The sequence below is a fragment of the Paenibacillus sp. 1011MAR3C5 genome (assembly GCF_003591485.1).
GTDB lineage: Bacteria > Bacillota > Bacilli > Paenibacillales > Paenibacillaceae > Pristimantibacillus.
Window position 1 is genome coordinate 69,791 of record NZ_QZCF01000014.1, and the last position, 15,320, is coordinate 85,110.

Annotated in this window: 20 protein-coding genes and 1 rRNA gene; 18 read left to right on the forward strand and 3 right to left on the reverse strand. The window is 50.0% G+C overall.

Annotated elements, in window-relative coordinates; genetic code table 11:
* The first annotated feature begins 4 nt into the window (after positions 1-4).
* The 8 genes from D3P07_RS25945 (at position 5) to truA (ending at position 3,991) form a co-directional block, all read left to right on the forward strand.
* The gene (locus D3P07_RS25945; RefSeq protein ID WP_119803828.1) at positions 5-286 is read left to right on the forward strand and encodes a KOW domain-containing RNA-binding protein; all 282 of its coding nucleotides are present in this window, start codon (positions 5-7) and stop codon (positions 284-286) included.
* 3 nt (positions 287-289) lie between these two features.
* Positions 290-505, forward strand: a complete 216-nt coding sequence (gene infA / locus D3P07_RS25950) for a translation initiation factor IF-1 (protein WP_015847200.1) — start codon at positions 290-292, stop codon at positions 503-505.
* Between the two features lie 46 nt (positions 506-551).
* Positions 552-665 (forward strand): 50S ribosomal protein L36, encoded by a 114-nt coding sequence (gene rpmJ, locus D3P07_RS25955; protein WP_003333770.1) that lies wholly within the window; start codon positions 552-554, stop codon positions 663-665.
* Between the two features lie 19 nt (positions 666-684).
* Positions 685-1,053 carry a 30S ribosomal protein S13 gene (gene rpsM / locus D3P07_RS25960; protein ID WP_116050219.1) on the forward strand — a complete coding sequence of 123 codons (369 nt, stop codon included), beginning with the start codon at positions 685-687 and terminating at the stop codon, positions 1,051-1,053.
* A gap of 19 nt (positions 1,054-1,072) precedes the next feature.
* A complete protein-coding gene (gene rpsK / locus D3P07_RS25965; RefSeq protein ID WP_116050217.1) occupies positions 1,073-1,468 on the forward strand; it encodes a 30S ribosomal protein S11 in 396 nt (131 codons plus the stop codon).
* A 124-nt stretch (positions 1,469-1,592) separates the two neighbouring features.
* Complete coding sequence (locus D3P07_RS25970; protein WP_116050216.1) at positions 1,593-2,537, forward strand: DNA-directed RNA polymerase subunit alpha; 945 nt, start codon at positions 1,593-1,595, stop codon at positions 2,535-2,537.
* Between the two features lie 47 nt (positions 2,538-2,584).
* Positions 2,585-2,950: a 50S ribosomal protein L17 gene (rplQ, locus tag D3P07_RS25975; protein WP_119803830.1), complete on the forward strand. Its 366-nt coding sequence runs from the start codon at positions 2,585-2,587 to the stop codon at positions 2,948-2,950.
* Positions 2,951-3,211: 261 nt separating this feature from the next.
* Positions 3,212-3,991: a tRNA pseudouridine(38-40) synthase TruA gene (gene truA, locus D3P07_RS25980; protein WP_119803832.1), complete on the forward strand. Its 780-nt coding sequence runs from the start codon at positions 3,212-3,214 to the stop codon at positions 3,989-3,991.
* 152 nt (positions 3,992-4,143) lie between these two features.
* Here truA and D3P07_RS25985 read toward each other — a convergent pair whose 3' ends face one another.
* A complete protein-coding gene (locus D3P07_RS25985; protein ID WP_119803834.1) occupies positions 4,144-5,115 on the reverse strand; it encodes a DUF4097 family beta strand repeat-containing protein in 972 nt (323 codons plus the stop codon).
* A gap of 685 nt (positions 5,116-5,800) precedes the next feature.
* Between D3P07_RS25985 and rplM the strand changes: the two genes are divergently transcribed.
* The 6 genes from rplM to D3P07_RS26015 all read left to right on the forward strand — a co-directional run bounded on the left by rplM (position 5,801) and on the right by D3P07_RS26015 (position 11,121).
* Complete coding sequence (gene rplM, locus D3P07_RS25990; protein WP_119803836.1) at positions 5,801-6,238, forward strand: 50S ribosomal protein L13; 438 nt, start codon at positions 5,801-5,803, stop codon at positions 6,236-6,238.
* Positions 6,239-6,258: 20 nt separating this feature from the next.
* Positions 6,259-6,651: a 30S ribosomal protein S9 gene (rpsI, locus tag D3P07_RS25995; protein WP_028609625.1), complete on the forward strand. Its 393-nt coding sequence runs from the start codon at positions 6,259-6,261 to the stop codon at positions 6,649-6,651.
* A gap of 406 nt (positions 6,652-7,057) precedes the next feature.
* Positions 7,058-7,753 (forward strand): phosphoadenylyl-sulfate reductase, encoded by a 696-nt coding sequence (locus tag D3P07_RS26000; protein ID WP_119803838.1) that lies wholly within the window; start codon positions 7,058-7,060, stop codon positions 7,751-7,753.
* Positions 7,754-7,792: 39 nt separating this feature from the next.
* Positions 7,793-8,959: a sulfate adenylyltransferase gene (gene sat / locus D3P07_RS26005; RefSeq protein WP_119803840.1), complete on the forward strand. Its 1,167-nt coding sequence runs from the start codon at positions 7,793-7,795 to the stop codon at positions 8,957-8,959.
* A gap of 148 nt (positions 8,960-9,107) precedes the next feature.
* Complete coding sequence (cwlD, locus tag D3P07_RS26010) at positions 9,108-9,908, forward strand: N-acetylmuramoyl-L-alanine amidase CwlD (protein WP_119803842.1); 801 nt, start codon at positions 9,108-9,110, stop codon at positions 9,906-9,908.
* 103 nt (positions 9,909-10,011) lie between these two features.
* On the forward strand, positions 10,012-11,121 hold the full coding sequence (locus tag D3P07_RS26015; RefSeq protein WP_119803844.1) for an Mrp/NBP35 family ATP-binding protein: 1,110 nt from the start codon (positions 10,012-10,014) through the stop codon (positions 11,119-11,121).
* Between the two features lie 91 nt (positions 11,122-11,212).
* On the opposite strand, the gene gerD is transcribed toward D3P07_RS26015, so the two are convergent.
* Positions 11,213-11,890 (reverse strand): spore germination lipoprotein GerD, encoded by a 678-nt coding sequence (gene gerD / locus D3P07_RS26020; protein WP_119803846.1) that lies wholly within the window; start codon positions 11,888-11,890, stop codon positions 11,213-11,215.
* Positions 11,891-12,165: 275 nt separating this feature from the next.
* Between gerD and D3P07_RS26025 the strand changes: the two genes are divergently transcribed.
* Positions 12,166-12,789 (forward strand): KinB-signaling pathway activation protein, encoded by a 624-nt coding sequence (locus D3P07_RS26025; RefSeq protein WP_259391692.1) that lies wholly within the window; start codon positions 12,166-12,168, stop codon positions 12,787-12,789.
* Between the two features lie 8 nt (positions 12,790-12,797).
* On the opposite strand, the gene pdaB is transcribed toward D3P07_RS26025, so the two are convergent.
* Positions 12,798-13,598, reverse strand: a complete 801-nt coding sequence (pdaB, locus tag D3P07_RS26030) for a polysaccharide deacetylase family sporulation protein PdaB (RefSeq protein WP_119803851.1) — start codon at positions 13,596-13,598, stop codon at positions 12,798-12,800.
* Positions 13,599-13,753: 155 nt separating this feature from the next.
* On the opposite strand from pdaB, the gene D3P07_RS26035 reads away from it, so the two are divergent.
* The 3 genes from D3P07_RS26035 to D3P07_RS26045 all read left to right on the forward strand — a co-directional run.
* Positions 13,754-14,377, forward strand: a complete 624-nt coding sequence (locus tag D3P07_RS26035) for a stage II sporulation protein M (RefSeq protein WP_182914517.1) — start codon at positions 13,754-13,756, stop codon at positions 14,375-14,377.
* Positions 14,378-14,509: 132 nt separating this feature from the next.
* Positions 14,510-14,734 carry a hypothetical protein gene (locus tag D3P07_RS26040; protein WP_116050199.1) on the forward strand — a complete coding sequence of 75 codons (225 nt, stop codon included), beginning with the start codon at positions 14,510-14,512 and terminating at the stop codon, positions 14,732-14,734.
* Between the two features lie 259 nt (positions 14,735-14,993).
* Positions 14,994-15,320 (forward strand): 16S ribosomal RNA (locus D3P07_RS26045); the annotation flags it as partial.

Below are 15,320 nucleotides of genomic sequence, written 5' to 3' on the forward strand. Positions count from 1 at the left end.
GTCGATGGAAACTCAACCGCAAGTTGGGCAGATCGTCAAAGTGCTTCGAGGCAAAGACGAAGAGAGCTATGCCGTTGTCATTGGAATCATTGACGAGCGATTCGTTATGATTGCGGACGGCGACAAGAGAAGATTCGATTTGCCGAAGAAAAAGAACGTTCTGCATTTACAGTTACAGCCTGCCATCAGTCAAGAGGTTACAACCAGCTTGCAAGAGTCCGGCAGGGTGACCAATGCCAAGTTACGTTATGTGATTCAGAAGTACGCGTATGCGAAAGGAGAATGACGGTTGGCTAAAGAAGACGTCATTGAGGTCGAAGGCACGGTTATTGAGCCGTTGCCAAATGCCATGTTCAAGGTGGAGCTGGAGAACGGTCATCAGATTCTCGCCCATGTTTCCGGCAAGCTCAGAATGCACTTTATCCGCATCCTGACAGGAGACAAAGTGGTTATACAGTTATCGCCTTATGATTTATCAAGAGGGCGCATCACCTATCGGAAGTAGGCCGTGACTTACGGCTTGCCCACGAAAGATTCGGGAGGTAATCACAATGAAGGTTAGACCTTCGGTTAAGCCGATTTGCGAAAAATGCAAAGTCATTCGTCGCAAAGGCAACGTTATGGTGATTTGTGAAAATCCGAAACACAAACAAAAACAAGGATAAAAGGAGGGAAATATAGCCCATGGCACGTATAGCTGGTGTAGATATTCCGCGCGACAAGCGCGTTGAAATCGCCCTGACGTATATTTTTGGTATCGGCAAAACGACGTCTCAAAAAATCATAGCTTCGACTGAAGTTAATCCGGACACTCGCGTTCGCGATCTGACTGAAGACGAGCTGGCTCGTTTGCGCGAAGCCATCGACAAATCCGTAAAAGTGGAAGGCGACCTTCGTCGTGAAATTTCACTTAACATTAAACGTCTGACTGAGATCGGCTGCTACCGTGGTCTTCGTCACCGTCGCGGTCTTCCTGTTCGCGGTCAACGTACGAAAACTAACGCTCGCACGCGCAAAGGTCCTCGTCGTACTGTAGCGAACAAGAAGAAATAAGAAGGGAGGATAATGATCAATGGCTAAACCAAAAAAGGTCGTCCGTACAAAACGTCGCGACCGGAAAAATATTGATAGCGGCGTGGCACATATCCGTTCCACGTTCAACAACACGATCGTTACGATCACCGACCCGCACGGTAACGCAATTTCATGGGCTAGCTCCGGCAACCTTGGTTTCAAGGGTTCCCGCAAAAGCACCCCGTTTGCCGCTCAAATGGCTGCTGAATCCGCTGCGAAAGCAGCAATGGAGCACGGCATGAGAACGGTCGAAGTTATGGTTAAAGGACCAGGCGCAGGCCGTGAAGCTGCGATCCGTTCGCTTCAAGCTGCTGGATTGGAAGTTAACCTCATTAAGGATGTTACGCCAGTTCCACACAACGGATGCCGTCCGCCAAAACGTCGTCGCGTATAGTCTGATCCACGGTGGTATCAAATAACAGCAACTTGTGAATAATGGTTGTGAAGGTTTGGCATACTACGAGATTTGACATAAAAACGACAAGGTAACGGAGCGACGTTTGAAGGAGGGTACTATTGTGATTGAGATCGAAAAGCCGAAAATCGAAACCGTAGAACTGAACGATGAAGGAACCTACGGACGTTTCGTGGTCGAGCCGCTGGAACGCGGATACGGCACGACGCTTGGAAATTCGCTTCGCCGAATTCTGTTGTCGTCATTGCCTGGTGCGGCTGTAACGTCGGTTCAAATTGACGGCGTGCTGCATGAGTTTTCTACGGTTCCTGGAGTGATTGAAGACGTAACGGAAATCATCCTGAACCTGAAAGGCCTGTCGCTCAAAATCCACTCCGACGAAGAGAAGGTGCTGGAAATCGACGCGGAAGGCGAAGGCAACGTAACAGCGGGAGACATTCGGGCAGATAGCGATGTCGAGATTTTAAGCCCTGATCTTCACATTGCGACCTTGGCCTCCGGAGCGCGACTCCATATGCGGATTTTTGCTAATCGGGGACGCGGTTACGTGCAAGCGGACCGGAACAAGAGCGACGATCAACCGATCGGCGTCATTCCTGTCGATTCGATCTACACGCCCATTACTCGCGTTAATTACAGCGTAGAAAACACTCGCGTCGGCCAAGTCACGAACTATGACAAGCTGACGCTGGAAGTATGGACGGATGGCAGTATTCGCCCTGAAGAGGCTGTAAGCCTCGGCGCTAAAATATTGACCGAGCACTTGGACTTGTTCGTTGGATTAACGGATGAAGCCAAAGATGCGGAGATCATGGTTGAGAAGGAAGAAGATAAGAAAGAGAAAGTCTTGGAGATGACCATCGAAGAGCTGGATCTTTCGGTACGTTCATATAACTGCTTGAAACGTGCAGGCATCAATACCGTTCAAGAGCTGATCACGAAATCCGAAGAGGACATGATGAAGGTTCGTAACTTGGGCCGCAAGTCGCTTGAGGAAGTTCAAGAGAAGCTGGAAGAGCTGGGCCTTGGCCTTCGCATGGAAGAATAGCAGTTCACAGCTAGATCTGACAACAGAGCAAGGGAGGGGAAAACAAGATGGCATATCAAAAATTGGGACGTGACGCAAGTGCGCGGAAAGCATTGTTCCGTGACCTCGTTACTGATCTGTTCCTGTATGAGCGCATTCAAACGACAGAAGCTAAAGCGAAAGAGGTTCGTTCTATCGCTGAAAAGCTGATCACTAAAGCTAAGAAAGGTGATCTTCACGCTCGTCGTCAAGTGGCAGCATACGTGCGTCGCGAATCCGTAAATGGTGAGCAAGACGCAATCCAAAAGCTGTTCTCCGAACTGGCTACTCGCTACTCGGAGCGTGCAGGCGGATACACGCGTATCCTGAAGCTGGGTCCTCGTCGCGGTGATGCCGCGCCTATGGTTTACCTTGAGCTGGTTGACCGCGCGTAGGTTGTTGCAAGTAAAGGGTGGTCCCTCTGGACCGCCTTTTTTGTTTGCTTGCAAGCGGTCAGACTAAGACGCGGCTTCAAGATCGTTACTAGTGGAGGTCCAATAGGTCGATTTCATCGACTTAAACGTACGAAAGTAAGGGTGACCGATGTTTTAGGTCGCTGAAATCGACTTAAAGCTGCAAACGAGGCAGCGCGTGGCCAAATAGGTCGATTTCACCGACTTAAAATCTAAGTTGATAACGGGTAGAGGGTGACAACAATGCGTAATATCGGCGTAAAGGTCAGTTATGACGGAACGAGCTTTAACGGTTTTCAATCGCAGCCATACGGACGGACGGTGCAGGACGAGATTGAGAAGGCTATTAAGCATCTGACAGGGGAAAATATCGTCATTATTGGCTCTGGGCGAACGGATGCCGGAGTGCATGCGTTGGGACAAGTATTCAACTTCCATACGGCGTCGACAATACCGACTGAACGTTGGGCGATTGCGCTGAATACGCGGCTCCCCAAAGATATCGTCATTCTGGATGCATGGGATGTACCGGACGGCTTCCACTCCAGGCGCTCGGCAAAACGCAAAACCTATCGGTATTCGATCGATAGGGGCAAATTTCCGGATGTGTTTGCCAGATCGTATCGCTTCCATCACCCGACCAAGCTGAATGCAGAAGCGATGGCGGAGGGTGTGCGGCATTTGATCGGTACGCATGATTTCACCTCTTACACGTCTATCCATTCGACGAAGCCGCATCATATTCGCACCATATATGAAGCATACTTTGAGCAGGAAGGTGACGCGCTTCATCTATATATTACGGGGAATGGCTTTCTCTATAACATGGTCCGCGTCATTATGGGAACGTTGCTGTGGGTGGGACAAGGCAAGCTGCTGCCTGCTGATATGAAACGCATACTGGAAGGCAAGTCACGCTCACTAGCCGGTCCGACCGCCATGCCGCATGCCCTGACACTGATGGAGGTGGAGTATGGCGAAGGCGGGGCGACTACTATCTCGGATGAAGATGACGATGGGTAGTGCCGAATTCCTGTGTTCATGAGGCAGAACATCGATCAGACAATCAAAAAATAAAAGCTTCCAACACCACATTAAGTGGTATGGGAAGCTTTTATTTTTTTGCATCATTTCAACTAAACAGCTGATCATAACCGACCATTGTGAAGTCGCATTTATTTAAGAACGAAGTCACCCGATCCCGTCTGGACATTCAGCTTAATCTCTCCGCTGCCGAACCTGCCTTTGATCTTGTTGGCACCCTTCGAACCGCTGTCATAGGTGAAATCATCCTTCTGAATAACTCCATCTCCTGAGCCTGCTTTGAATTGAACGCTGAGGGAATTTGGATTGTTTTCGAGAATGACAACTACATCGCCGCTGCCTGTACGAAGATCAGCATGACGGGTAATGTTGTCGGACTTCATCATAATATTACCAGAGCTCGTTTTCCCTGCCAGCTCAGCCGTGCCGTCCTCGAAGTGCACATCACCGCTGCTCACCTTAAAGTCGATGCTGTCAGCTTCATATCCTTTGACCGAGAGATCTCCGCTTTGCGAGGATAGATCCATCTTCCTGGCTGTTACGGTGCGCAGCGTTAAGTCGCCGCTATTGATGCTGACAGATAAGTTGCTGTCTACTTGGAGGTCAGCAGCTTCGACATCGCCTGAATTGGTTTGAAGCTTAGCATTCTCAACCCGCATTTGTTCAAGGGACAAATCGCCGCTATCCAGATCAACATCGAGCTGGTTCCACGTTTTCTCCGGCAGCTCAACCGTCATTTTCACACCTCTAAATCCGAAGCCGAAGCGAATGCCGCGGTCGTTCTTCAGTGAGAGCTGGAGAGTGCCATCCTTTTTGGTGCTTTCAAGCTTCATGTTTTTAATGTAGTTTTTGGAGGCCCAGCCTTCCAGCTTGATAACGGCATCGGAGCCGCTGCCTTGTACTAAGCGGACATCCAGGCTTCCCGAAGAAATATCGAGATTGCGGACATCGCTAATGTCGATCGTTTGCTGCTCATTAATTTCGGATGCGAAGAAGTTGCGAATGTTTAAAAGCGTATTGCCGCTTCCGTTCTCATACACGTATAGCACGCCAATGATGCCTACGATGATTAGAATAATGCCGATCGTGGTCTTGGGTCTCATGGTTTTCTCTCCTAATGTACAGCACTCAAGAACAAGTTCGCTCGTTCAAAGCGCGTTTATTATCCTCATTGTACCAATCAGATGAAGCCAAGGGAACCGCCCCCTGATGGGGGACGACTCGGTCTTCAGACCGAGTTTGTATTCAATCTATTATATTTCATCGTCACTGACAGTCGGAATGTGAACCGCGAAGGACTAGACTGTACAGTATGGTGTCACTCGTGTCTTACCCAGCGCGGGAAGCTGTGCACGAAGAAAGTAGCGGTTATATTTCTCTACAAATGTATACTAGATATTGCTCATTTTCATTAGTACTGTTAATATTTTCTATGATAGAGTAAAAAGGATATGCCTATGGCGGAACATTCGGGCTTTATATGGATGCTGTTGAGTTTAACGGCAAACTCTATATCGCTTCTGTAGTAAATCAGCTGCCGGTCGAAGACTTATCCAATTACCGCAAGTTAGAGGCCAAGAGAGCAGCATTGTGTTGATGAAAGAAAGCGGAAAAACAACTTGCACTTTGCCAGTCTATATTGTAGAATATAACTTGTGCTTTCTTAGTGGCTCTCCCACAGCCCCGACTAAGAATGGCCGCCAAATGCAAGATTCAACAATGAATATCAAACCAACGGAAACGTTGTTATAAAAACGATTATTGTAACAGAATTAAGGAGGATCATCCATGCGTACCACCTATATGGCTAAGCCAAATGAAGTTGAGCGTAAATGGTTCGTCATCGATGCGGAAGGCAAAACCCTTGGTCGTCTGGCTAGCGAAGCTGCAAGCCTGATCCGTGGCAAGCACAAACCGCAATTTACGCCGCATGTTGACACTGGCGATTTCGTTGTCGTGATCAACGCTGAGAAAATTGTTCTGACAGGTAACAAAATGGCAGACAAAATGTACTACCGTCACTCCATGTACACCGGTGGCCTTAAGGTCACTCCGGCACACGAGATGATTCAGAAAAAGCCAGAGCGCGTAATCGAGCTGGCTGTGCACGGCATGTTGCCTAAGAACCGTCTTGGTAACAAAATGAAGCTTAAATTGAAAGTTTACGCAGGTGCGGAACATCCACATCAAGCACAAAACCCTGAAGTCTACGAGCTTCGCGGGTAATAAAGAGGAGGACACGTTTCATGGCTCAAGTGCAATACTATGGAACCGGTCGTCGTAAACACTCTGTTGCACGTGTACGTCTTGTGCCGGGTGAAGGACGAATCATTGTTAATAAACGCGATTTGAATGAATATTTCGGTTTGGAGACACTCAAGCTGATCGTAAAACAACCGCTTAACCTGACTGACACATTGTCCAAGTACGATGTATTGGTTATCGCTAACGGCGGCGGCATGTCCGGTCAAGCTGGTGCAATCCGTCACGGTATCTCCCGTGCTCTGCTGAAAGCAGACCCTGAGTTCCGTCCGGCTCTGAAGCGCGCAGGCTTCCTGACTCGTGATCCGCGTATGAAAGAACGTAAAAAATACGGTCTTAAAGCGGCTCGTCGCGCTCCACAGTTCTCGAAACGTTAATCGTTACAACCAAACGCTTTCTCTGCTTGCAGAGGAGGCGTTTTTTTGTGTTTATGGTCATTTTAGTTGAAAAACTTAAAATATTTGGAAATCAAGCTGGGTTACGATAAAAAAAGACTTATCATACACTTGCCTGGGCCAGACCCATCTCTCGTGAGGAGTAAATTGCGCGGCTTTGCTGCGCTTCTTGAGGGACTTTAATTAGTCCCCAGCCACCCGTACATCCAAGAGGGTTGAGGAACATGCCCATGCTTCCATGAATCTAATGGATTTATAAAGCCCAACTATGCCCTTCATGGTATTTTTTGCGTAAATGTGCAAAGTTCTGATTGAACTAGCGTGTAGAAAGGCATATAATCAATTATACAGACTACTTTACTTGGAATTAATAACGGAGGTCATACGTATGAATCTGTTTGAGAAGGAAGCACTTATTGCGCAAAAGGCTGTCGAGCTGGAGAACGCGACGCCGGAGGACATTATTCGTTTTGCAGTGGAGACATTCCCGAATATTACGTTTGCGTGCAGCTTTGGCGCGGAGGATGTCGTTCTGGTAGACATGCTGCAGAAGGTTAGCCCGACGACGGATATTTTCTACTTAGACACCGATTTCCACTTTAAGGAGACTTATGAGACGCGTGACCGGCTTGCAGAGCGCTACCCGGGTATTCCATTCGTCGAAGTGAAGCCGGAGATTACGCCGGAAGAACAGGCTGCACAGTTCGGTGACGAGCTATGGAAGTCCGACGCTAACAAATGCTGCGATATCCGCAAGGTTCAGCCGCTCACAAAGATCCTGTCCAAATACGAAGCATGGATCACAGGTATTCGACGCGATCAGGCGCCTACACGCGCCAACGCGAAGAAGATTGAATATGACGTGAAGTTCGGTTTGGTGAAGTTCAATCCCATAGCCCACTGGACAACTGAAGATGTATGGCAATATATCCGCGACAACAATGTCGTCTACAATCCGCTTCATGACAACTATTACCCGAGTATCGGATGTGAGTATTGCACACGCCAGGTCATGCCGGGCGAGGATCCTCGCGCGGGACGCTGGTCGGGGCAAGAGAAGACGGAGTGCGGGCTTCATAAATAAACCATTTGCGAAGGTATGTATAGGAGGACTTCTACGATTATGAGTCAAATCTTACCTCATGGCGGTGTGCTGGTTAACCGGATCGCCGAAGGCGCAGAGCGCGAAGCGCTGCTGCAGGAAGCAAAGGGCCTTAATTTCATCACGATTAATTCATGGACGATTTCTGATCTGGATCTGATCGGTGTAGGCGCGTTCTCGCCGCTGACCGGTTTTCTGAATCAGGACGATTATACGTCTGTTGTGGAGAATACGAGATTGGCCAACGGCCTGGTGTGGAGTATCCCGATCACACTGGCTGTCGATGATGTGAAAGCAGCGGAATTGAAGGTAGGCGAGAAAGTGGCGCTTATCGGAGAAGATGGCATTACGTACGGATTCATTGCGGTGGAGAGTATCTATTCCGTAGATCAGCAGGTAGAAGCGGTCAATATTTTCAAAACGAATGATACGGAGCATCCGGGCGTACAGAAGCTGCTGGAGAGACCCTCTACTTATGTCGGCGGGCCGATTACGGTGCTGAACCGTCCGAAGCCGGAGAAGTTCCAGGAGTTTTACTTCGATCCTGCTGAGACACGGAGGCAGTTCGCTGAGAAAGGATGGAAGACGGTTGTCGGCTTCCAGACCCGCAATCCCGTTCATCGTGCACATGAATATATTCAGAAGACCGCGATGGAGATCGTTGATGCGCTGTTCCTGAACCCGCTGGTCGGCGAGACGAAGTCTGATGACGTGCCGGCTAATGTACGGATGAAGAGTTACCTGGCTCTGCTGGAGAACTACTATCCAGCGGATCGCGCATTCCTTGGCGTATTCCCAGCAGCCATGCGTTATGCAGGTCCTCGTGAAGCGATTTTCCATGCTATTGTGCGGAAGAACTACGGATGCACCCACTTTATCGTGGGACGTGATCATGCGGGAGTAGGCGACTACTACGGAACGTACGAAGCACAGGAGCTGCTCAAGTCGATCCCGGCTGAAGATCTCGGCATTACGCCGTTGTACTTCGAGCATAGTTTCTTCTGCACAGCTTGCGGCAATATGGCAACGAGCAAGACTTGTCCGCATGAGAAGACGGCGCATTTGACACTCTCCGGCACGAAGGTGCGGGCGATGCTGCGCGATGGGGTATGTCCTCCGCCGGAATTCTCGCGTCCTGAGGTTGCGAAGATATTGATCGAGGGTATGACGGAGCAGCCGGTAGGCTAAGCTATCCGTTCTATGCCGGAATTGCCGATACGGCACATATTTGACCATCTCGTCCCATATACATGAATGTGCGCACAAGGCTTATCCTACCCGGTAGCCGGATAGGTTGCTGCGCATTTATCGATATGGAAGACGAGGTGGTTTTTTGATGCGCGGAATGAAGCGGCATTTTGTCGTATGGATGACCTATAAAGGCGCGCTTCGGCTAGCGGTGGCTGCGCTGGTCATCGTGCTTACGGGCCTGCTGCTTCGCCAGAGCTTGCCGGCGTCGAGCACATGGTCGTATTGGACATTGCCCCTCTCCGGCAAAACAATTGCCATTGATGCAGGGCATGGGGGAGCGGATGGCGGTGCAGTCAGTAAGAGCGGTATTATCGAGAAGGATCTGAATCTTGCGATTGCCCTGTACTTGCGCGATTACTTGCAGGAAGCTGGGGCCGTCGTCGTAATGACCAGGGAAGGGGATTATGATCTGGCTTCAGGAGATGCTCATGCTTACAGCAAGCGCAAGACGGAGGACTTGAAGCGGAGAGCGGCACTGATTAACGAGAGCGGCGCATCTGCCGTCATCAGCATCCATATGAACAGTATTCCGCAGCAGAAGTGGTCGGGAGCCCAGACGTTCTATCAGCCGGATAATCATCCGGACAATCGGGTGCTTGCGGCTTTCATCCAGGATGAGATCAAGCGAAATCTGGAGAACACGACTCGCATTGCCGCTAAGGTAGGGGACGTCTATTTGATGAAGGCGATCACACAGGTGCCGACGGCGCTTGTTGAAGTCGGCTTCCTGTCCAATCCGGGGGAAGCGGCTCGGCTGGCGGATACGGAGTATCAGCGGAAGGTGGCCGCGTCTATCTATCAGGGCGTATTGCGCTTTGTGTCGGGTGAGAAGCTGAGCGGGAATTCGCAGCAGGAGCTGGAGCTGCAGAATGGCAGCGGGAAGTAGCCCTCGGGATGAGCCTTCGTTCATGAACCGTTCATGAAACGAAGGCTTCCTGTGTTATAATAGAGAGGAAGTTCTCTTAACTCATAAAGGTGGGACATATACGATGTTGACACGGGAGAAAGCCATCGAGGCCATCGAATCTGCGATGGCCCAGCAGCAATATCAAGCGGAAGGCGTTAGCTTCCGCGATGTTATGGTTCGGAACCGTCAAGTATCGCTGACGGTTCTTGGAGCAGGCGCGGCGATTCAGCCCGCGCTGGAAGCCTCGCTTCGCGAGGCGCTGGCGCCAATCGGCGTCGAAACCGTGCATTGCCGGTTTCGGGACGAGGAGGCGCCAGCCGCAGCGGGCAGCGCGCAGCCTGCGCCCGCGGCAAGTGCGGCGCCGGGCGGCAATGCCGGCGCCAAGACCAGCAGCCCCGTACAGGGACACGGGGCTGGAATCGCCAGCCCGCTGCTGTCTTCGGGCAGCGGGACGACCTTCATCGCCGTCGCCAGCGGCAAGGGCGGCGTCGGCAAGTCCACGGTGACCGTCAACTTGGCGGTCGCCTTGGCTCGCAAGGGCAAGCGCGTCGGCATCATCGACGCGGATATCTACGGCTTCAGCGTGCCCGATATGATGGGCATCGAGGATCGTCCAGTCGTCGTGGATGAGCGTGTCATTCCGATCGAGCGCTACGGTGTGAAAGTCATCTCCATGGGTTTCTTCGTCGAGGACAACAGTCCGATTGTATGGCGCGGACCGATGCTTGGCAAGATGCTGCGCAACTTCTTCCAGGAGATCGAGTGGGGCGAGCTGGACTACATGCTGCTTGACCTGCCGCCAGGTACAGGCGATGTCGCGCTGGACGTGCATCAGATCATTCCGCAAAGCAAAGAAATCATCGTGACGACGCCTCATGCGACAGCCGCATTCGTCGCGGCCCGTGCCGGTGCAATGGCGATCAAGACGGAGCATGAAATTATCGGCGTCGTCGAGAATATGTCGTACTTCGTATCCAAGTCGGGAGAGAAGGAATACGTATTCGGACGCGGCGGCGGCGGCAAGCTGGCTGAGACGCTTCATTGCGATCTGCTGGCACAAATCCCGCTTGGCGCACCGGACAACCATCCTTCAGAGCCAGACTTCTCCCCTTCAGTCTATAAGGCGGATTCCGAGACTGGCAGCTTGTATCTGGAGCTGGCGGACAGCGTCATTGAGCGCTGCGGAAAGTAATATTTACATGACAAAACCCGAGCTTCGGGCTGCCCCTGCGGCAAGCTCGAAGCTCGGGTTTTTTTTGATCAAGCCAATATGAATTCGGCTGTTACTCCATGCCTTCTTCTTCTTGCGAGCCCTGTTCCTCTTCTTCGCCTTTTTGCTCTTCCTGCTGGCCTTGCGTCTTCTTCACTTTCTCATCCGGCTTTGGCTGCAGCTCTTCCTGAACCGCCGCTTTCATGAGATCGAGCACTTCGAGACGGAAGAGCGGATTCTGCATCGATTCCTGCATGAGCGACATGACTTCTTTACGGTACTGTGCACTCTTCAGTACTTCAAGAATCAGCTTCTCCATTTCCGGGTTTCTCATCGTCTTGATTAATTCCTGCTGATAAGCAGGGTCTTTAATAAGTTCTTTGTGAATGTCCTTGTTTTCTTTATTGACCGCTTTGGCAAATTCGCCTGCAAACCGGGTGTCAGTCATGAGCTTCCGAATGACTTTGTCATAATCCGGCGAACTGATGACATCCTTAACGGCCAGCCGCACTTCCTCTTGATCCTGCACAGATAAAAGCTTGGAGGATTGAGCCGTGTAGCCTGAGAGCTGCTCGGCCGACTGCTGAAGCGCCCTCTGAGCATCCTCCGTCTTCAGGATGTCAATGACCATCGATTTCATGTCCTTATAGCTGAGCTGCTGTTGAACGTTTCCTGATGACTCGGTACCGCAGCTTGTCAGCAGCAATGTTAATGCCAATAATGAAGACGATAAAGTCCAACGGATACGCATATCCTGCTTGCTCCCTTCTATGTCATGGCTGGGCTGTAATATCGGGTGGTTGGCGCGTGCCCAGTTCACCGGATAACGGCGACATGCGGCGGGCGGACCAGCGCTTGATCGTTTTTATTATGCGCATTGTTCACTGTTTTATCATGGACGGGCATTAGCTTTTTGTTGCGATCGTGGTAAAATAAAGGGAAAACCTTCGGGGAGTCGAGCAAAATTCGAGCTTTACTGTCGAAGTTCGTTTTGCTGCCCAAAACTTTTTAGGGGGATTTAAACGCGTGAACATAAAAAAGTGGTTCTTTTTATTTTGGAGCACCATGGCCATCGGGGCGCTTGTATGTGTTGTCGTTGGTTCGGTTATGCTGCTAACTAATCAAGAGTTTGGTTTTCTTGGCTTTGAAGCGACCGGGTTCAATGCGATGATGATGGCAATATCGGGCCTCATGATCGGCGCTTTCAGCCAAATGGGCTTTTTCGCTTATTTGACGCTTAATTACATCGCCCTCAGCGTATTCCGCAAGAAATACTTATGGAATGCCTTGCAGGGTTATACGACGTTGTTTGCTGTATTTGCACTGGGCTATGTACTATATGAAGACCGGGCGAACAATTGGTTCTTCTGGGTGCTGCCGCTTGTCGTTTTGGTGCTTTCCTTCGTTATGACATGGCTGAAGGTAAAGCAAACGAACAAATCTGCACTTATCCCAACGATGTTCCTGATGTTCGTTGTTACCTTTATTGAAGCGTGGCCGGCACTGCAAGGGGTGACAAATGTCGCAGCTATTATCTTTATGATGTCTCCGCTATTCGTCTGCAATGCGTACCAAAATATGATGATGCACCGCCTGCTCAAAAAAGATACGGCCAACTCCGCAGTAACTCCTGCGAAATCGGCCGGTTAATCTTTCGATTATTCAGCAGCGCTAAGCTGCCCTTTGGCGTTTGATTGTTTGTCTTGCACCGCGCTTCCGTCAGTTTCCGTCTGGGTAATGAGCTGCGTCACATTGACGAAGTCATACCCTTCGGTACGCAATTGATCGATGATGGCAGGCAGAGCTTCATGCGTCTGGGTGACCGTATCGCTCGCATGCATGAGAATGATGTCTCCAGGATGAGTGCGGGTGACGACGCGATTGACGATTTTATCCGTTCCGATATTCATCCAATCCATGGAATCGGTATCCCATTGAATGACCTTATACTGCAATTCTTCTGCGATACGAAGCACTCGTTTGTCAAAGTCACCGTTCGGCAGACGGATCAAATTAGGCTGCTTGCCCGTAATATCGGAGAGAATGGCATGAGCCGTTGTAATCTGCTTGCGAATTTCTTCTTCGCTTAGCTTGCTGTAGAAGTCATGCTTGTGGCCGTGACTGCCGATCTCATAGCCGGCGTCTTGAATCTTCTTCACCAGATCGGGGTGGGACTGGCTCCATACCGACGATACGAAGAAGGTTGCGTGGCTAATGTTTTTCTCCTTTAATACTTGGAGGATAGGCTCGGCACGCTTGTCTCCCCAGCTGATGTCGAACGTCAGGGCGACAACCTTCTTGTCGGTCGGAACGCTATAGATGGCAGCTGGCTGCTGAGGCGCAAATACGGTGATGTTGTCCCGTTCGGCATAGATGATGCCAATGGAGAATATCAGCGCAATTGCAATAAAGAAATACTTCTTGAGTTTCTTGCCGTTCATGACATAAAACATGTTCATGGGGGAAAGCGCTCCTCTCTTCGCTTCGCCCCGGGTAGAGGCGTCAGCAATTTACATTAGTAGTACAATCTATGCTCGTACCATCGATACTTATTCATTTAATTTGACAGCAAGCGATTGGAATGTTGGAATCGCGATAATCGGGAGGTGTGCGTTTGTTCAAGCTCAGCGCCATCATACAGCACTTTAAAGATATGCGGGGCTATATCGGTTTTGCTTTTATTCTGTTTTTTGCGGGCATTGTGGTCGGCGGAACGAATGAAGGCTTCCGCGCTTTTCTTGAAGGCCAGCTGACAGGGCTAGGCCAGCTTGTCGAATCCGTAGACAACAGCAGCAATCCAACCTTGATGATGATGATCGTTATTTTTCTTAATAATGCGATTAAGTCGATATTGGTCATGTATTTGGGCGCGTTTTTCGGTATATTGCCGCTGCTCTTCCTAGGGATTAACGGAATGGTGATCGGATTTGTATTGAAGCTTACAGCTGAATCGCCAGATGCGCTGCCGGTATGGGAGCTGGTTGTCAAAGGTTTGCTGCCGCATGGCATTATTGAGATACCGGCTATTATTGTAGCTTGTGCTTATGGGTTGAAATTCGGCACATTAGTGATCCGGGCGGGAGGCAACTTGTTATTTGCGAGAGCTAAGCTGCCTGGGATCGGACGGGAGATCGAGCATTTTGCTATTCGTACGGTGCCGATGATGGTGATTTTGACCGTAGGACTTCTGGTCGCTTCCATTATAGAAAGCACCATTACACTTTGGTTGTTGAAATAGAGTAATAATATTTCCAATATTTGAGCATAACAGTAAGGCGGTGTCCGAAGCGCATTTGCGAAGGAGCCGCCTTTTGTTCGTCTCAGGACGGTCCATATGCGCTATATACCCCAAAGGAGGCCGCTTACGGTTATGCTCGGAATACTATTCAACGACAAAGAATGCAAGGAACTCGATTACGTATTGCGCAAAGAACTGGATGAGATGCTGTTGGATCTGAACGACTCCCGATTAGATGGAGATATCAAAAGCGCTATAGCAAGACGGTACAAAATCATTTTCAGAATGTATGCGCGCATTGCTTCACCGAAGGAGCTTTCGCGTTACGCGCTGAATGCCAGAACATACAGATCTTAAGGCCATGAATAGTTTTTAAAAAAAATATAAAAAAGGGGTTGCATTCAATTGGGCCCCTGTGATATATTATAAAAGTCGCCGCTGAGACATACGGCTGACACGGTAAAACGAAAGACAAATGATTGTTCTTTGAAAACTGAACAACGAGCGAAACTGCCCGATACAATCGCAAGATTGAATCGATAATGAAGTTTCCATAATCAGCTTGCTGGTTATGAGAGATTTCGAAGCAACAACGTTATTGAGCAAGTCAAACACTTTTATGGAGAGTTTGATCCTGGCTCAGGACGAACGCTGGCGGCGTGCCTAATACATGCAAGTCGAGCGGACCTCACGTTTCTTCGGAAACGTAAGGTTAGCGGCGGACGGGTGAGTAACACGTAGGTAACCTGCCTGTAAGACTGGGATAACATTCGGAAACGGATGCTAATACCGGATACGCGAATTGGTCGCATGGCTGATTCGGGAAAGACGGAGCAATCTGTCACTTACAGATGGACCTGCGGCGCATTAGCTAGTTGGTGAGGTAATGGCTCACCAAGGCGACGATGCGTAGCCGACCTGAGAGGGTGATCGGCCACACTGG

What these genes read in the sequence shown, in the direction of transcription:
- D3P07_RS25945 (WP_119803828.1), top strand. Translation starts at nt 5, where the DNA reads ATGGAAACTCAACCGCAAGTTGGGCAGATCGTCAAAGTGCTTCGAGGC.
- rpmJ (WP_003333770.1), top strand. Translation starts at nt 552, where the DNA reads ATGAAGGTTAGACCTTCGGTTAAGCCGATTTGCGAAAAATGCAAAGTC.
- rpsM (WP_116050219.1), top strand. Translation starts at nt 685, where the DNA reads ATGGCACGTATAGCTGGTGTAGATATTCCGCGCGACAAGCGCGTTGAA.
- rpsK (WP_116050217.1), top strand. Translation starts at nt 1,073, where the DNA reads ATGGCTAAACCAAAAAAGGTCGTCCGTACAAAACGTCGCGACCGGAAA.
- rplQ (WP_119803830.1), top strand. Translation starts at nt 2,585, where the DNA reads ATGGCATATCAAAAATTGGGACGTGACGCAAGTGCGCGGAAAGCATTG.
- truA (WP_119803832.1), top strand. Translation starts at nt 3,212, where the DNA reads ATGCGTAATATCGGCGTAAAGGTCAGTTATGACGGAACGAGCTTTAAC.
- D3P07_RS25985 (WP_119803834.1), bottom strand. Translation starts at nt 5,115, where the DNA reads ATGAGACCCAAGACCACGATCGGCATTATTCTAATCATCGTAGGCATC.
- rplM (WP_119803836.1), top strand. Translation starts at nt 5,801, where the DNA reads ATGCGTACCACCTATATGGCTAAGCCAAATGAAGTTGAGCGTAAATGG.
- rpsI (WP_028609625.1), top strand. Translation starts at nt 6,259, where the DNA reads ATGGCTCAAGTGCAATACTATGGAACCGGTCGTCGTAAACACTCTGTT.
- D3P07_RS26000 (WP_119803838.1), top strand. Translation starts at nt 7,058, where the DNA reads ATGAATCTGTTTGAGAAGGAAGCACTTATTGCGCAAAAGGCTGTCGAG.
- sat (WP_119803840.1), top strand. Translation starts at nt 7,793, where the DNA reads ATGAGTCAAATCTTACCTCATGGCGGTGTGCTGGTTAACCGGATCGCC.
- cwlD (WP_119803842.1), top strand. Translation starts at nt 9,108, where the DNA reads ATGCGCGGAATGAAGCGGCATTTTGTCGTATGGATGACCTATAAAGGC.
- D3P07_RS26015 (WP_119803844.1), top strand. Translation starts at nt 10,012, where the DNA reads ATGTTGACACGGGAGAAAGCCATCGAGGCCATCGAATCTGCGATGGCC.
- gerD (WP_119803846.1), bottom strand. Translation starts at nt 11,890, where the DNA reads ATGCGTATCCGTTGGACTTTATCGTCTTCATTATTGGCATTAACATTG.
- pdaB (WP_119803851.1), bottom strand. Translation starts at nt 13,598, where the DNA reads ATGAACATGTTTTATGTCATGAACGGCAAGAAACTCAAGAAGTATTTC.
- D3P07_RS26040 (WP_116050199.1), top strand. Translation starts at nt 14,510, where the DNA reads ATGCTCGGAATACTATTCAACGACAAAGAATGCAAGGAACTCGATTAC.